Genomic DNA, 16,112 nt, shown 5'->3' on the forward strand with positions numbered 1-16,112 from the left:
GGCATGGAGCCTACCCATGCCAGCTCTCTACGTGATGATCCCGGCGGCGCTGCTGATCGTGGCCATCGCCATCTACATCTTCTTCTGGGCGGTCGACAGCGGTCAGTACGATGACCTCGACGGCCCCGCCCACAGCATTCTGTTCGACGACCAGGACCCCAAGCACACTGCCGCGGTCGACGAGGCCAAGGGCTCACCGACGGCCGAGCAGCCACCACACAAAGACCAGGCGCCGCCCCATGCTTGAGCTGGCACCGCTGCTGGTTTCCGCGGTGATTCTCGGCCTGCTCGGCGGCGGTCACTGCCTGGGCATGTGCGGCGGCCTGATGGGCGCCCTGACCCTGGCCATTCCCCCGGAGCAGCGCAGCCGGCGTTTTCGCCTGCTGCTGGCCTACAACCTGGGGCGCATCCTCAGTTACGCCACCGCGGGCCTGCTGATCGGCCTGGCAGGCTGGGCCGTGGCCAGCAGCCCGGCGGCCATGGCCATGCGCGTGCTGGCGGGCCTGCTGCTGATTGCCATGGGCCTGTACCTGGCCGGCTGGTGGAGCGGCCTGACCCGCATCGAAAGCCTCGGACGCGGCCTGTGGCGCCATATACAGCCAGTGGCCAACCGCCTGCTGCCGGTGTCGAGCCTGCCACGCGCCTTGCTGCTGGGCGCGCTCTGGGGCTGGCTGCCGTGCGGCCTGGTCTACAGCACACTGCTGTGGTCCGCCAGCCAGGGCAATGCCCTCGACAGCGCCTTGCTGATGCTGGCCTTCGGCCTGGGCACCTGGCCGGTGCTGCTGGCGACCGGGCTCGCAGCGGAACGGGTCACCGCGCTGCTGCGTCGGCGCAGCGTGCGCATGGCCGGCGGCCTGCTGGTGATCCTGTTCGGCATCTGGACCTTGCCCGGTCCACATCAGCATTGGTTGATGGGGCACTGAGGCAACCCTTCCCGCTGCCTCCGCCCTTCGGCAGCGACGACGCAAGACTCGTATGACAGGTTCCGCGCCCCCGCCAGCCTTGATGCAAATCAAGATGGTCCGGGCGCCAACCCCCTAGACTCGCGAACACTGCCAGCCTACCGGGGGAATTCCCGCATGCTCGACGCCATTCGTTGGGACACCGATCTGATCCGCCGTTACGACCTGGCGGGACCGCGCTACACCTCCTACCCCACCGCTGTGCAATTCCACAGCCAGGTGGGCACCTTCGACCTGCTCCACGCCCTGCGCGAGAGCCGCAAGGCGCTACGGCCGCTGTCGCTGTACGTGCACGTGCCGTTCTGCGCGAACATCTGCTACTACTGCGCCTGCAACAAGGTCATCACCAAGGACCGCGGGCGCGCCCTGCCCTACCTGCAGCGCCTGGAACAGGAAATCCAGCTGATCGCCTGCCATCTCGACCCCGGGCAGAAGGTCGAGCAACTGCACTTCGGCGGCGGCACCCCGACCTTTCTCAGCCACGATGAACTGCGGCAGCTGATGAGCCACCTGCGCCAGCACTTCAACCTGCTGGACGACGATTCGGGCGACTACGGCATCGAGATCGATCCCCGCGAAGCCGACTGGTCGACCATGGGCCTGCTGCGCGAGCTGGGCTTCAACCGCGTCAGCATTGGTCTGCAGGACCTCGACCCGGCGGTACAGCGCGCGGTCAATCGCCTGCAGAGCCTGGAAGAAACCCGGGCGGTGATCGAAGCGGCGCGCACCCTGCAGTTTCGCTCGATCAACATCGACCTGATCTACGGCCTGCCAAAACAGACGCCGGACAACTTCGCCCGCACCGTCGAGGAAGTCATCAACCTGCAACCGGACCGGCTCTCGGTGTTCAACTACGCGCATCTGCCGGAGCGCTTCATGCCGCAACGGCGGATCAACAGCCACGAGCTGCCGGAACCGGCGGAAAAACTGCAGATGCTGCAGCGCACCATCGAACAGCTGACGGCTGCGGGCTACCGCTACATCGGCATGGACCACTTCGCCCTGCCCGACGACGAACTGGCGATCGCCCAGGAAGAGTCGACCCTGCAACGCAATTTCCAGGGCTACACCACCCATGGCCACTGCGACCTGATCGGCCTGGGCGTCTCGGCCATCAGCCAGATCGGCGACCTGTACTGCCAGAACAGCAGCGACCTGACCCAGTACCAGAATCTGTTGGGCGGCGCGCAACTGGCCACCAGTCGCGGCCTGGTATGCAATCAGGACGACCGCGTCAGGCGCGCGGTGATCCAGCAGTTGATTTGTAATTTCAGCCTCGACTTCGAGGCCATCGAGCAGCAGTTCAACATCGATTTTCGCGGTTACTTCGGCGACCTCTGGCCGCAACTGCAAACCATGGCCGAAGACGGCCTGATCAAGCTGAGCAACGAAGGCATTGAAGTGCTGCCAGCCGGGCGCCTGCTGGTGCGTTCGGTGTGCATGGTGTTCGACACGTATCTGGAGCAACAGAATCGACAGCGTTTTTCCCGGGTCATCTAAGGCGTCATGAGCCGCGACCTGACCGTTCGGCGCGGCAACTTGTCGCAGGTGACGGGCAAAAACTGTCGGGACAGACAAGGCGCAAACAAGCCTGATACTTGACGCTGGGATAATCGGCGGCTGCAAGTGACGGTCAGCGCTGGAAATACCCTGAATGGACTGCACGAGCGCATTTTTCCGCAGTGGCCTGGAAGCTACAAACGGACAGCTTTACGACTAAGCGCCAATACGGCACGGACTGGCCGGAACCTCCTCCCGTGAGTTACCCTTACGGCTTATGTGTGTTTTCCCACAAGGATTCTATTGAATGTCCGAGCCAGTAAAACTGCGCGCTCATAACCAGGCCCATTGCAAGGATTGCAGCCTGGCCCCCCTCTGCCTGCCACTTTCTCTGAATCTGGAAGACATGGATGCGCTGGACGAAATCGTTAAACGCGGCCGCCCCCTGAAAAAAGGCGAGTTCCTGTTTCGCCAGGGCGACGCCTTCGACTCCGTCTATGCAGTGCGCTCCGGTGCCCTGAAGACCTTCAGCCTCAGCGACGGCGGCGAAGAACAGATCACCGGCTTCCACCTGCCCAGCGAACTGGTCGGCCTGTCCGGCATGGACACCGAGATCCACCCGGTTTCCGCCCAGGCCCTGGAAACCACGTCGGTCTGTGAAATCCCCTTCGAACGCCTCGACGAACTGGCCCTGCAGTTGCCCCAACTGCGCCGCCAGCTGATGCGGGTGATGAGCCGCGAGATCCGCGACGACCAGCAGATGATGCTGTTGCTGTCGAAAAAGACCGCCGACGAGCGCATCGCCACCTTCCTGGTCAACCTGTCGGCACGCTTTCGCGCCCGCGGCTTCTCGGCCAACCAGTTCCGCTTGAGCATGTCGCGCAACGAGATCGGCAACTATCTGGGCCTGGCGGTGGAAACCGTGTCCCGGGTGTTCACCCGCTTCCAGCAGAACGCGCTGCTCGCCGCCGAAGGCAAAGAGGTGCACATTCTCGACCCGATCCAGCTGTGCGCCCTCGCCGGCGGTTCCCTGGAAGGCTGAGGCAGAGCCCCGCCCGAGCCAAGTGGCTTGGGCGGGGCTATACTGGCGCGCTCCACTTCATGCCCGCCAGGACACCGCCACGATGGCCTTCGACTCCTTCGACATCAAATCCCTGATCCGCCCAGTCATCGACTTCCCCAAGCCGGGCGTGATCTTCCGTGACATCACTCCCCTGTTCCAGTCGCCCAAGGCCTTGCGCCTGGTCGCCGACACCTTTGCCCAGCGTTATGTCGAAGAAGACTTCACTCACGTCGGTGCCATGGATGCCCGTGGTTTCCTGATCGGCTCGATCATCGCCTACCAGCTGAACAAACCGCTGATCCTGTTCCGCAAGCAAGGCAAGCTGCCGGCCGATGTGCTTGCCGAGGGTTACCAGACCGAATACGGCGAAGCCTTCCTGGAAGTGCATGCCGACAGCCTGTGCGAAGGCGATTCGGTGCTGATGTTCGATGACCTGATCGCCACCGGCGGTACCCTGATCGCCGCGGCCAACCTGGTGCGCCGCATGGGGGCAAAAGTCTACGAGGCCGCCGCCATCATCGACCTGCCTGAGCTGGGCGGCTCGCAACGCCTGCGAGACATGGACATTCCAACCTTCTGCCTGACGCAGTTCTCGTTGAGCGAGCGTTAAATCGCCGCCACTTGGGTTGTCAGGGCCGGCGCTATCGCGAGCAAGCTTCGCTCCTACAAAGATGGCGCCCCACGCCTTCAGCTGGCCTACAACCCCATCTGCTTGCTGATGATTTCGTTCATCACTTCCCGGGTGCCGCCGCCGATGGACAGGATGCGGTTGTCGCGATACAGCCGCTCCACCAGGCTTTCGCGCATGTAACCCAGCCCGCCGAGAATCTGCACGGCATCGTGGGTGATGCGGTCGGCGGTATCAGTGGCGAAGTTCTTGGCCATGGAAATCTCCTTGATCACGCTCTGGCCCGCCGCCATCTTAGCCGCCTGGCGATAAGTGAACTCGCGGGACACCTCCAGCGCGGTCGCCATCTCCGCCAGGCGATGCTTGATCACCTGGAACTTGCCGATGGGCTTGCCGAAGGCCTCGCGCTCCCGGGCCCACTTCAGGCTCTCTTCCAGCGCCAGCTGAGCGGTCATGTTGGCCATTAGCGCCAGCGCCAGGCGCTCGCTCTGGAAGTTGCCCATGATGCAGGCGAAGCCCATGTTCTCGACCCCGATCAAATGACTGGCCGGCACTCGGCAATCATCGAAAAACAGCTCGGCGGTATCCGACGCCCACCAGCCCATCTTCTTCAGTTGCCGGCCGACGGTGAATCCCGGTGTGCCCTTGTCGATCAGCAGCAGGCTGATGCCGCCGAAACCGGGCTCGCCGGTACGCACCGCCACGGTGTAGAAATCGGCGCGCACGCCACTGGTGATAAAGGTCTTGCTGCCGCTGACGCGGTAGAAGTCGCCGTCACGCAGCGCCCGGGTCTGCAGATTGGCCACGTCCGAACCGCCGCCGGGCTCGGTGACCGCCAGGGCGCTGATCTTCTCCCCCGCCAGTACCTGCGGCACCACCCGCTCGCGGACCTCGGGGCGCGCCCATTTGACGATCGGCGGCAAACCGATGTCCAGCGAACCCAGGCCCGCCACCAGGCCGCCGGAGCCACAGCGCATCAGCTCCTCGCTGGCGGCGATCTTGGCGAACAGGTCGCCCTCGTGACTGCCCCCCAGGGCCTCGGGATAGCCGATACCGAGGATGCCGGCTGCGCCAGCCTTGAGGTACAGCTCGCGGGGGAAGCCTTGCGCCTCCTCCCACTGATCGATGTCCGGGAGGATTTCCCGCTCGACGAAACGTCGAACGCTGTCGCGGACCAACTGATGGCTAGGGTCGAAGTATTCCTGGCAGGCAGACATCGGCAAGCTCCTCTGAAGGTTGAGGAAACTTACCTAGCGCTTGCTTGGTTTTCAAGAAGGACCGCACGAAACGCCCTGCAGGAGCCAGCTTGCTGGCGATGCAGGCGACGCGGCGCGCCAGGTCGGGCGGCCATCGCGAGCAAGCTCGCTCCTACAGTAGTTTTTTGCTCACAGCCGAAACACTTACAGCGCGATCGGCTTGCGCCCGGCAAACGAGTGCGCCAGGGTGCCGCCGTCCACCAGTTCCAGCTCGCCACCCAGGGGCACGCCATGGGCGATACGCGAGGTGATCAGGCCTTTGTTGGTCAATAGCTGGGCAATGTAATGGGCAGTCGCCTCGCCTTCCACCGTCGGGTTGGTGGCCAGGATCACCTCGGTGAAACTGCCTTGCTCTTCGATCCGCGCCAGCAGCTGGGGAATGCCGATGGCTTCCGGGCCCAGGCCGTCGAGAGGCGACAGGTGGCCTTTGAGCACGAAATAGCGACCGCGATAACCGGTCTGCTCCACCGCGTAGACATCCATCGGCCCTTCGACCACGCACAACAGCGTGTCGTCGCGCCGTGGATCGGCGCATTGCGGGCACAGGTCGTCCTCGGTCAGGGTGCGGCACAGGCGGCAGTGGCCGACGCCCTCCATGGCCTGGCTCAGCGCCTGGGCCAATCGCGTACCACCGCTGCGGTCGCGCTCCAGCAGCTGCAAGGCCATGCGCTGGGCGGTTTTCTGACCCACACCCGGCAAAGTGCGCAGGGCATCGATCAGTTGGCGAATCAGGGGGCTGAAGCTCATGGGTAAAGGTCCGACAAAACGACGAGACGCGGTTTATACCCGCGCCTCCGATTAGCGTCAAATGCTCAGTCCGGGGCGACCCGCACCACCAGCTTGCCGAAGTTGCGCCCTTCCAGCAGCCCGATGAAGGCTTGCGGCGCGTGCTCCAGGCCGTCTACCACATCCTCCTTGAACTTGACCTTGCCCTGCAGCACCCAGGGCGCCATGGCGCTGACAAACTCCGGCTGCCGATCGCCGTAGTCGTCGAACACGATAAACCCCTGGATGCGCACGCGCTTGGTCAACAGCTGACGCTGCAACAGTGGCAGGCGGTCAGGTCCTGGCGGCAACTCCTGAGCGTTGTACTGGGCGATCAGCCCGCACAGCGGAATCCGCGCCTTGGGGTTGAGCAACGGCAGCACCGCATCGAACACCTTGCCACCGACGTTTTCAAAGTAGATGTCCACGCCCTCGGAGCAGGCCTGCGCCAGTTCGTCGGCAAAGTCCGGGCTGTGGTGGTCGATACAGGCATCGAACCCCAGCTCCTCGACCACATAGCGGCACTTGTCGGCACCGCCCGCCACACCGATCACCCGCAGCCCCTTGATCTTGGCCACTTGCCCCACCACCGAGCCCACGGCGCCCGACGCCGCGGCCACCACCAGGGTTTCCCCGGCCTTGGGCTGGCCGATGTCCATCAGGCCCATGTAGGCGGTCATGCCCGGCATACCCAGCACGCCCAGGGCCATCGAAGGGCTGGGCAAACCCGCCGGCACCGGTATCAGGTTACGCCCGTCGCAAATGCTGTGGCTCTGCCATCCGGTAGCGCCCACCACCAGGTCGCCCTCCTGGAATTTCGTATTCAGCGAGCGCTCGACCCGGCTGACTGCGCCGCCGGTCATCACTTCGTTGATTTGCACCGGGGCGGCGTAGGACGGCGCATCACTCATGCGCCCGCGCATATAAGGGTCCAGCGACAGGTAAAGGGTTTTGAGCAACACCTGGCCATCCGCCAGGTCCGGCAGCGCCACCCGCTCCAGACGGAAGTTTTCCGGCACGGGCGCGCCCTGGGGCCGGGAGGCCAGAACAATGCGCTGGTTGAGGGTCAATGCTTGCGACATCAGAGCAACTCCTTATCGAGAATTGAATCGGGCCATACAGAGTGCAGACCATCGTACTGCGATCGGCGTTCGATATTTCTCCTACCCTCACCTGCGGCAGCGGCTACAGGCGCCACAAACAAAAATGCCAGGCGCGATGCCTGGCATTTTCAAGTCCGACCGATGCGCGGGTGCGAATCAGAACGGCAGCTTCATACCCGGTGGCAGTTGCATGCCAGCGGTCACGCCGGACATCTTGTCCTGGCTGTTGGCTTCGATCTTGCGCACGGCGTCGTTGACGGCGGCGGCGAACAGATCTTCCAGCACTTCGCGGTCATCTTCGCTGACGCCTTCCAGCAGGCTTGGGTCGATGCTCACGCGCTTGATGTCGTGACGACCGGTCATGACCACGGTGACCATATCGCCACCTGCCTTGCCGGTGACTTCGGCGTTGGCCAGCTCTTCCTGCATCTTGGCCATCTTTTCCTGCATCTGCTGCGCCTGCTTCATCAGGCCGGCCATGCCACCTTTCATCATGGGAATCACCTCAAAGTACTTGGATAAAAACAGCGCCCGGCCTCAAGGCCCGGCGCCCTTCAGTTATTAACCCTGGCTGACCAGGGCCTCGACAGGTTCAATAGTATCGTGACGGACCACCGCGCCGAACTCCCGCACCATCTGCTGGATGAACGGATCGCCGTGGATCGACTCCTCGGCCTCGCGCTGGCGATTGGCACGGCGGCGTGACGCGGCCTGGGCCGGGGTCTCCTGCTCGGGCTTGATCAGCTCGATGCTCACCGTCAGCGTGCGCTGGTGGTACTGGTTCAGGGCGTCGTTCAGGCGCCGCTGCTGGGTGGCGTTGAACAGGGCGCTGTGGGCCGGGTCCAGGTGCAGCAACCAGTTGTCGCCCTCGGCGGCGATCAAGGTGCAGTTGGCGGCAATGCTCGCCGTCATCCCGGAAATCGGCAGCTTCGGGAACAGCTCCAGCCACTCCAGCGCCAGGCCGGTGGCCGGCTGGGCGGCTGGCAACGGCTCGGGTTCCGGCTCGGGATCGGCGGCGTGCTCGCTGGCCAGTTCGTCCAGGTAGCTGTAGGCCGAATCCATGTCCGGCTCGATGTAGTCTTCGTCCAGCGGCGGCTCGTCGTCCAGATCGATACCCGGTGTCGCGGCATCGACCTCGGCAACGCTGGGCTCCGGCACCGGGGCGCTGACCCATTCCGGCGCATCCGGCACCACGCTGTCCGGGGTCGGGGTCGGCATCGGAGTCAGCTCAGGCTGCTCTGCAGCGGTCTCCAGCACGGGCTCGACGGCCGGTTGCTGCACGACGACCGGTTCGACCGGGTCGTTCCACGGCAGGTCGACCACCTCTTCGGCGACGATAGGCGCTACCTCTGGCGGCGTCTCGACCACAGGTTGCGGTGCAGGCGCCACCGGCGCCGCAGAAACAGGTGCGGGCGTTGCAACCGGGGCCGCGGCAGGTACGGTCACGGGAGTGGCCTCGACCACCGGCGCCGCAACCGGCGCGGCGGCGGCAACTACCGGTGCAGCAACGGCTGCGCCAGCCACGGATTGGGCGGAATCAACTGTGGCCTGGCTGATCCCCACTGGCTTTAGCGGCTGTCTCGGCGCGTCTGCCGAGTCCGCTGGCCGGAAGGCCAGCATCCGCAGCAGGACCATCTCGAAACCACCGCGCGGGTCCGGCGCCAGCGGCAAGTCGCGCCGGCCAATCAGGCCCATCTGGTAATAGAACTGCACATCTTCGGCCGGCAACGCCTGGGCCAAAGCCAGCACCCGGTCGCGGTCGCCATGCCCGTTGTCGACACCGTCCGGCAAGGCCTGGGCAATGGCCACACGGTGCAGGACATTGAGAATCTCCGACAGCACACCGTTCCAGTCCGGCCCCTGTTCGGCCAGGTGGCGCACGGCCTCCAGCAAGACCTTGGCATCGCCGTCGATCAGCGCATGCAGGACGTCGTAGACCTGGCCGTGATCGAGGGTGCCGAGCATCGCCCGGACATCGGCGGCCATGACCTTGCCTTCACCGAAGGCGATGGCCTGGTCGGTGAGGCTCATGGCATCGCGCATCGAACCGTCGGCGGCGCGGCCCAACAGCCACAGCGCGTCGTCTTCGAACGGCACGTTCTCGACGCCCAGCACGTGAGTCAGGTGCTCGACCACTCGCTCCGGGGTCATGTTCTTCAGGGAGAACTGCAGGCAGCGCGAAAGAATCGTTGCCGGAAGTTTCTGCGGGTCGGTGGTCGCCAGAATGAATTTGACGTAGGGCGGCGGCTCTTCCAGGGTCTTCAACAAGGCGTTGAACGAGTGACTGGACAGCATGTGCACTTCGTCGATCAGGTAGACCTTGAAGCGCCCGCGGCTCGGGGCGTATTGCACGTTGTCCAGCAGCTCGCGCGTGTCCTCGACCTTGGTCCGGCTCGCGGCGTCGATCTCGATCAGGTCGACGAAACGCCCTTCGTCGATCTCGCGGCATACCGAGCAGGTGCCGCAGGGCGTGGAAGTAATGCCTGTTTCACAGTTCAGGCATTTGGCAATGATCCGCGCGATGGTGGTCTTGCCCACCCCGCGGGTGCCGGTAAACAGATAGGCATGGTGCAGCCGCTGGCTGTCCAAGGCATTGATCAGAGCCTTGAGCACATGGGTCTGGCCGACCATTTCGCGGAACGAGCGCGGACGCCATTTACGTGCAAGAACCTGATAACTCATCGAAAACCGTCGCAACTGGGAAGCGGAAGCCCGTAATGCTAGCGGAGCAAGGGCGAAATTGCATCCGGTGCGCTCGTCTAATCTGGCTAAGCTGCTCTTTGTCGGGCTCGTCAGTGGCCTTTTCCTGCGTGGAGACTCTATGCGTTTAGCCTTGGGCGCCTTTCTGCTGGTTGCCATGAATGGTTTTGCCGCAGAACCGGCCCTGCGCTTCTCGATCCCCGACAGCTGGGCCATGCCCGTGGTACAGATCGAACACGGCCGGAGCACCCAGGGCATTCTCCACGACCTGATGGCCAGCCTTGCCACCCAGGTTGGCAACCCAGCCGAATTCCATGTCCTGGCCCGGGCCCGCGTACAAGCAGCCATGGATCATGGGGAAATCGATATCCGCTGCTATGCCGCCCAGTCCTGGCTGTCCAACCCGTCCGGCGATTACATCTGGAGTATCCCGCTGTTCGTCCAGCGCGACCTGCTGGTCAGCCGCGAGCAGCCCCCGCTCCCGGTCATTCCCAGGGACCTGCCGACGCAGCCCATCGGCACCGTCCTCAGCTATACCTACCCTTCCCTGCAACCCTTGTTCGACAGCCGCCAGTTGATCCGCGACGACGCGCGCAACCAGGAACAGGTGCTGCAAAAACTCTGGGCCGGCCGCTACCGGTACGCGGTGAGCAACCAATGGACGCTGGACTGGTTCAATCAGACCCTGCCAGCCGACCAGCAGTTGCACGGCGTAGCCATCCTCCAGGAACAGGCGGTCGGCTGCGTCATCCGCAACGATCCGGCGCTACCGGTGCAACGAGTGCTGCGCACTTTGTTGCGCATGAAGATGTCAGGAGAGATCGACGACATCATCGGCCTGTACACCGGCCGCAGGCCGACCGAGAGCGTCCCGCAAAGCTATGGGGCGCCGTAGCTGTCAGCCGGCTTCGTCCTGCGGACACCACTCCAGCGGCGGCAGGAAAGTCGCCACCCAGCCCGGCACCTCGCTGGCCGGCATGGGCGGGGCGATGAAATAGCCTTGCGCCACATCGCAGCCCAGCGACATCAGCAACTCGCCGTGCTCCATGGTTTCCAGGCCTTCGGCCACCACCTGCCGGTCAAACGCCCGGGCCAGGCCGATCAGGGCCTGGGTCAGCGCCAGGTCGCCCTTGTCGTGCAGCATGTCGCGCACGAACATGCGGTCGATCTTGATGGTCTGGGTGCGCAAGCGCTTGAGGTAGCTCAGCGACGAATGCCCGGTGCCGAAATCCCCCAGGGAGAATTGCACGCCCAGCGCCTGGCAGGCCTCGAGGCAAGCGCTGACGTGCTGGAGATTCTCCACCGCCACCGCCTCGACGATTTCCAGGTCCAGCAACTGCGGGGCAATCTGCGGATGGCGCTCAAGCACCGCCTTGAGCCGGTCGACAAAATCCCCCCGCTGGAAATGCCGCGCGGCGATATTGACGCTGATCGGCCAACGCTGTCCGGCCAACTGCCATTGCCGCAACTGGGCCATGACCTGCTCCATCACCCACTCGCCGATATCGACGATCAGGTCGGTCTCCTCCACCAGCGGCAGGAACTCCCGAGGTGCGACTATGCCCCGCTGCGGATGCTGCCAACGCAGCAGCGCCTCGAAACCCACCACCTCACCGCTGCGCATATTGACCTTGGGCTGAAAGTGCAGGCACAGCTCGCCGGCCGCCAGCGCCTGCCGGACCCGCTCCACTGTCTGGTGGGTGGCCTTGACCTCGCGGTCCCGCGACACATCGAACAAGTGGAAGCGATTGCGCCCGCTCTGCTTGGCCACGTACATCGCCTGGTCGGCATGCCGCAGCAAGGTGTCGGCATCGTCATTGTCAGCGGGAAACAGCGTGACGCCGATGCTGGCGCAGACGTTGATCTCCTTGTCCTGGATCTGATAAGGCGTGGCGATTACCCCCAGCACCCGGTGCAGCGCCGCCCGCAACTCGCGAATGTCACGCACATGACGCAGGATCAGCACGAACTCGTCCCCGGCCAGCCGCGCCACCACGTCTTCGCCGCGAATGATCGAGCGCAGGCGCGCCGCTACCTCCACCAATAACAGGTCGCCACTGGCATGCCCGTAGCCATCGTTGACCGCCTTGAAGCCGTCGAGATCGAGCATGCACACCGCCAGCGCAATGTTCTCCTTGCGCGAGTAGTCCAGCGCCTGGTTGAGCAGGTCGGACAGAAAGGAACGGTTGGGCAAACCGGTCAGCACATCGTGCCCGACCCGCCATTGCAGCGAGTGCAACAAGCGCCGTTTTTCGCTGATATCGAAACGGATCGCCACATAACGCTGGACCCGACCAGTGGCCTCATCGAGCAAGGGCACGACAGTGCTGTCGACCCAATACAAGGTCCCATCCTTGGCCCGGTTGCAGATCTCGCCCTTCCAGACCTGGCCCAGGGCAATGGTGCGCCACATGCTGCTGAAAAATTCGGGAGGGTGCAGGCCGGAGCCGAGGATCCGGTGATTGGCGCCCAGCAGCTCTTCACGGCTGTAGCCGGAAATCGAACAGAACTGGTCGTTGACGTAAGTGATCCGGCCGGTCAGGTCGGTCTCGGAAAAAATGGCGGCGGCGTCCACGGCCCTGCGGTATTTCTCATCCATGAGTCTGGCTCACTGTCGCTAGCGGTTGAACCGCTCGACCAAGGCACGAGGCCCGGAAGAGATGTTTGGGCGTTCATCCTCACTCACTTCGCAAACCCAGGCAGGCTTAGGCTGCTGGTCCGAAGGTATCTGCTGAACAGAGGTGACCGGCACATTCAGACGCACGTTAAAACTCCATAGACAGCATTCGACAATGCCAGCCCAGACAAGCCGGCAAGAGGCCGACCGAGGAAAATGGCGCACCGTCTCGCCCCACCTGACGCAATTGCAACCGTACAGCGATCGGCACCGTCATTGACCTTCGAATCGACGAAGATCAACTAAAATCAGTCAGGGATCAGCCGAATTTGGCGGGTGGGACACTGGCAATCATCAGCGAGACGTTCGCGCCTGCGCCATACCCTCGATTCTGGTGAACAAGGAAAATGCAATGAGTTCTTGTTTCATCAGTTCATCTTCTGAAACTAGATCACCAAATGCCTGTCCGAAGCGTCGATTCTACGAATTGCATCACATTTTGCAAGGCAAGGTGATGAATCATGGCGTTGCCTAATGCAAAGATTTATCGTTAAGTTCTTGATTCTAAATGGGAATTGAGCGATGCAAATTTCAAGTTTGGGTCCAGCCATCAGGCGTTACCGCAAGGTAGCGGGGCTTACTCAGGCTGAACTAGGCGAAAAAACCGGTTTTGACCCTAAAACCATCAGCCGCTTCGAAACCGGCACCTACACCCCCAGTGTGGAAGCCCTGTTCCTGCTGGCCGATGTACTCGGGGTGAAGCTGAAAGCCTTTTTCGCAGATCTGGGCGACGAAGACGAACAGCGGGCGTATCTGTTCGGTGTCATTCACAAAGCCACCCCGAAGGACCTGGGAAAGCTGATAGCAGCGGTAGACCTGGCCTTGTCCAAGCCTTAGAGCCGAGCAACACGCAGAGGAGGCAGATCTATCGAAGCCGATAGCCTGCCTCCTCTTCATTTCCGCCAGACGACTCCTGACAGGAACTGACAGCGGCGCCCCTTAAGCTGGCGTGCGCAGCCCAACCTTCCCAGGAGTCCAGATGATCGCTACCAGCACTTACCTTCTGCTTTACGTCGACAGCCCCGCCACCAGCGCCAACTTTTATAGCCGCCTGCTGGACAGGCCACCGGTCGAGCTGTCGCCGACCTTTGCCCTGTTCATTCTTGATTCGGGGCTTAAGCTCGGCCTCTGGTCCAGACAGGATGTCGAGCCAGCCACCCAAGTCACCGGCGGTGGCGGCGAACTGGCCCTGGCCGTGGCCGATAAGCAGACCGTCGACCTGCTGCACGGCCAATGGGGCGAATCCGGCGTGAACATCGCCCAGGCCCCGACCACCCTGGACTTCGGCTACACCTTCGTCGCCCTGGACCCGGACGGGCATCGGCTCAGGGTGTTTTGCCTCACCCCGGAGTGAACAGGAGCCGTGCCGATAGTGCCCGGCAGTACGGAGCGGCGCCGCGCCCAGCGCCCCTCCAGCTGCATCGCCATTACGCTGCCGAGGACGATCGCCGCCCCCACGATCACCGCGCCATGCACCCGTTCATGCAGGACCAGCGCCGCCAGCAGCATGGCGATCGGCGGTATCAGGTACATGGCGATGGATGCCCGGCTGACTTCGACCCGCGCCAGCACATAGGCCCACGCCAGGTAAGCCAACGCACTGGGAAACAGCCCCAGCAGCAATACCGCCAGGTTCACCCGCCACGGCGCCTGGACCACCGCGACCGCCAGCCCCGGCCAATACAGGCTCAACAGCAAGGTGCCGGCCCAGACCATGTAGCACACGGTGGTCAGCAGGTCGTAACGCCCCGAATAGCGCCGCTGCAAAACGAAGTACAGCCCCCAGGAGAAGGCCGCCAGCAGCACCAGCAATCCGCGGGGCTCGATCGACGCCACGCCCTGGTCGCCCCAGACCACCACGACCGCCCCCAGCAACCCCAGCCCGACACAACCCCAGCGCCAGCCGCTGACCGGCTCTCTCAACCAGAAAAACGCAATCAGGGTGCTGAAGATCGGTGCCGACTGCGCCAGCACACTGGATGCCCCCGCGCTCAAACCCTGCTGGCCATAGTTGAGGCTGACGTGATGCAGGGCGATGGCGAAAAAGCCCAGTACCAGCAACCAGGGCAGATCGCGCCAGCGCGGCAGGGAGATTCTTTTCACCAGGGCGATTGCCCCCATGAACAGCGAGGCAATCAGAAAGCGCAGCAACGCCAGATGGCCAGGTTCGTAACCTTCCAGCCCAATGTGGATACCCACCGGGGAGTAGGCCCAACACAGAATGACCGCGGCGGTCGCCAGGACCAGCTTCAACGCAGGAGAGATGTTCAAGACACAGGCACTCGGCAGCACAAGAAAGGCCTTCAGTCTCCCGCCCGCCACAACTCACCACAATTAACGGATACTGAGACCAGACCTCACTGGAAATGAGCAATGGAACTGAGCCAGCTGAAGATGGTGAAAGCAGTCGCCCGCACCGGCAGCATTGCCCGAGCGGCCGAACAACTGCATTGCGTGCCCTCCAACATCACCAACCGCCTCAAGCAACTGGAAGGCGAGTTGGGCACCCGCCTGTTTATCCGCGCCGGCCGCGGGCTGAAAATCAGTCCGGACGGGGAAATCTTTCTCGGCTACAGCGAGCGCATCCTGGCCTTGGTGGATGAAGCCAAACGCGCGGTCGACCGCCAGGCCGAACCCAGCGGCATCCTGCGCATCGGCGCCATCGAATCCTGCGCCGGCGGGCGCTTGCCGCCCCTGCTGGCGGAATTCCATCAGCGCTTTCCACAGGTCACTCTGGAGCTGGTAACCGGCACTTGGTCGCAGCTGTTCGAGGAACTGCAACATCACCGGATCGATGGCGCACTGGTCGCGGTCGACACCCTCCCCCCGAAACTGGAGCGCACCGCCCTCTACAACGAGCCACTGGTACTGGTTACCAGCGCCGACGCCGCGCCCGTGCTGAACCCGTGGGACCTGCAAGGCCAGACCCTGTTCATGTGGCCCGGCGGCTGCCCTTACCGCCGCGCCCTGGAGCACTGGCTGAACGCCCATGACGTGACTGCGACCATCATCGGCTACGCCAGTTGGGGCACCATTATCGACTGCGTCAGCGCCGGTGCCGGCATGACCCTGGCCCCGGAAGGCGTGCTCGACCGCTACACCCTGTCCACGGGCCTGGCGCGCCACCGCTTCGCCGATCTGCAGCCGATCGACATTCGTTTTGTCTGGAACAAGGAAATACAACGCCACACCGCACGGGACGCGTTTGCGCAGTTGTTGCAGGAACGATTGGGGAAATGAAACGAGCGACCGGCGAGAGGCCAGACCAGGATAAAACAGGGGGGAGAATTCAGAATATTCGTCGAGGACCGACAGAAGGCGTTATGGAGGCAACCCCACCAGCCACACCCCGGCACACAATGTCACCGCTGCGGCTGCTCCCTTCCAGGCCTGACCGGGTTCACGGCTGATCGTTGCGAGGGGACCAATGGGGTCACCATAACGATGCTCACCTGACG

16 protein-coding genes and 1 other RNA gene are annotated in these 16,112 nt (G+C 63.4%); 9 read left to right on the forward strand and 8 right to left on the reverse strand.

Annotated features, from left to right (window positions below; genetic code table 11):
- Window positions 1-16: 16 nt before the first annotated feature.
- From ccoS to AC07PQ_RS23220, 5 genes are all read left to right on the forward strand, one after another.
- Window positions 17-247 carry a cbb3-type cytochrome oxidase assembly protein CcoS gene (ccoS, locus tag AC07PQ_RS23200; protein ID WP_007922395.1) on the forward strand — a complete coding sequence of 77 codons (231 nt, stop codon included), beginning with the start codon at window positions 17-19 and terminating at the stop codon, window positions 245-247.
- Window positions 240-923 (forward strand): sulfite exporter TauE/SafE family protein, encoded by a 684-nt coding sequence (locus AC07PQ_RS23205; RefSeq protein ID WP_007922394.1) that lies wholly within the window; start codon window positions 240-242, stop codon window positions 921-923. The genes ccoS and AC07PQ_RS23205 overlap by 8 nt, the downstream gene beginning before the upstream one ends.
- Before the next feature lie 156 nt (window positions 924-1,079).
- Window positions 1,080-2,462 carry an oxygen-independent coproporphyrinogen III oxidase gene (hemN, locus tag AC07PQ_RS23210; RefSeq protein ID WP_007922392.1) on the forward strand — a complete coding sequence of 461 codons (1,383 nt, stop codon included), beginning with the start codon at window positions 1,080-1,082 and terminating at the stop codon, window positions 2,460-2,462.
- A gap of 307 nt (window positions 2,463-2,769) precedes the next feature.
- Window positions 2,770-3,504: a Crp/Fnr family transcriptional regulator FnrA gene (fnrA, locus tag AC07PQ_RS23215; RefSeq protein WP_007922390.1), complete on the forward strand. Its 735-nt coding sequence runs from the start codon at window positions 2,770-2,772 to the stop codon at window positions 3,502-3,504.
- 82 nt (window positions 3,505-3,586) lie between these two features.
- Window positions 3,587-4,135, forward strand: coding sequence for an adenine phosphoribosyltransferase (locus AC07PQ_RS23220; protein WP_007922389.1), 549 nt, complete (start codon window positions 3,587-3,589; stop codon window positions 4,133-4,135).
- 86 nt (window positions 4,136-4,221) lie between these two features.
- Here AC07PQ_RS23220 and AC07PQ_RS23225 read toward each other — a convergent pair whose 3' ends face one another.
- The 5 genes from AC07PQ_RS23225 to dnaX all read right to left on the reverse strand — a co-directional run bounded on the left by AC07PQ_RS23225 (window position 4,222) and on the right by dnaX (window position 9,959).
- On the reverse strand, window positions 4,222-5,370 hold the full coding sequence (locus AC07PQ_RS23225) for an acyl-CoA dehydrogenase family protein (RefSeq protein WP_007922387.1): 1,149 nt from the start codon (window positions 5,368-5,370) through the stop codon (window positions 4,222-4,224).
- Between the two features lie 183 nt (window positions 5,371-5,553).
- Window positions 5,554-6,156 carry a recombination mediator RecR gene (gene recR, locus AC07PQ_RS23230; protein WP_007922386.1) on the reverse strand — a complete coding sequence of 201 codons (603 nt, stop codon included), beginning with the start codon at window positions 6,154-6,156 and terminating at the stop codon, window positions 5,554-5,556.
- 65 nt (window positions 6,157-6,221) lie between these two features.
- Entirely contained in the window at window positions 6,222-7,256 is a 1,035-nt protein-coding gene (curA, locus tag AC07PQ_RS23235; protein ID WP_493185259.1) for an NADPH-dependent curcumin/dihydrocurcumin reductase, read from the reverse strand.
- A gap of 177 nt (window positions 7,257-7,433) precedes the next feature.
- Window positions 7,434-7,772: a YbaB/EbfC family nucleoid-associated protein gene (locus AC07PQ_RS23240; protein WP_007922383.1), complete on the reverse strand. Its 339-nt coding sequence runs from the start codon at window positions 7,770-7,772 to the stop codon at window positions 7,434-7,436.
- Window positions 7,773-7,838: 66 nt separating this feature from the next.
- On the reverse strand, window positions 7,839-9,959 hold the full coding sequence (dnaX, locus tag AC07PQ_RS23245; protein ID WP_493185260.1) for a DNA polymerase III subunit gamma/tau: 2,121 nt from the start codon (window positions 9,957-9,959) through the stop codon (window positions 7,839-7,841).
- Between the two features lie 139 nt (window positions 9,960-10,098).
- Between dnaX and AC07PQ_RS23250 the strand changes: the two genes are divergently transcribed.
- Window positions 10,099-10,872 carry a substrate-binding periplasmic protein gene (locus AC07PQ_RS23250; RefSeq protein WP_493185261.1) on the forward strand — a complete coding sequence of 258 codons (774 nt, stop codon included), beginning with the start codon at window positions 10,099-10,101 and terminating at the stop codon, window positions 10,870-10,872.
- A gap of 3 nt (window positions 10,873-10,875) precedes the next feature.
- Here AC07PQ_RS23250 and AC07PQ_RS23255 read toward each other — a convergent pair whose 3' ends face one another.
- Window positions 10,876-12,576, reverse strand: coding sequence for a putative bifunctional diguanylate cyclase/phosphodiesterase (locus tag AC07PQ_RS23255; RefSeq protein WP_007922377.1), 1,701 nt, complete (start codon window positions 12,574-12,576; stop codon window positions 10,876-10,878).
- Between the two features lie 600 nt (window positions 12,577-13,176).
- Here AC07PQ_RS23255 and AC07PQ_RS23260 point away from each other — a divergent pair.
- Both AC07PQ_RS23260 and AC07PQ_RS23265 read left to right on the forward strand, forming a co-directional pair.
- The gene (locus AC07PQ_RS23260) at window positions 13,177-13,491 is read left to right on the forward strand and encodes a helix-turn-helix domain-containing protein (RefSeq protein ID WP_007922376.1); all 315 of its coding nucleotides are present in this window, start codon (window positions 13,177-13,179) and stop codon (window positions 13,489-13,491) included.
- Window positions 13,492-13,633: 142 nt separating this feature from the next.
- Window positions 13,634-14,008: a VOC family protein gene (locus AC07PQ_RS23265; protein ID WP_007922375.1), complete on the forward strand. Its 375-nt coding sequence runs from the start codon at window positions 13,634-13,636 to the stop codon at window positions 14,006-14,008.
- Here AC07PQ_RS23265 and AC07PQ_RS23270 read toward each other — a convergent pair.
- Entirely contained in the window at window positions 13,942-14,925 is a 984-nt protein-coding gene (locus AC07PQ_RS23270; RefSeq protein WP_493185262.1) for a DMT family transporter, read from the reverse strand. The two genes, AC07PQ_RS23265 and AC07PQ_RS23270, sit on opposite strands and share 67 nt — an antisense overlap.
- Window positions 14,926-15,027: 102 nt before the next feature.
- Between AC07PQ_RS23270 and AC07PQ_RS23275 the strand changes: the two genes are divergently transcribed.
- Window positions 15,028-15,894, forward strand: coding sequence for a LysR family transcriptional regulator (locus tag AC07PQ_RS23275; RefSeq protein WP_493185263.1), 867 nt, complete (start codon window positions 15,028-15,030; stop codon window positions 15,892-15,894).
- 93 nt (window positions 15,895-15,987) lie between these two features.
- Here AC07PQ_RS23275 and ffs read toward each other — a convergent pair.
- An RNA gene (gene ffs / locus AC07PQ_RS23280) (signal recognition particle sRNA small type) lies at window positions 15,988-16,084 on the reverse strand.
- Between the last annotated feature and the right edge of the window lie 28 nt (window positions 16,085-16,112).

The organism is Pseudomonas sp. GW821-FHT09E12 (assembly GCF_059416085.1).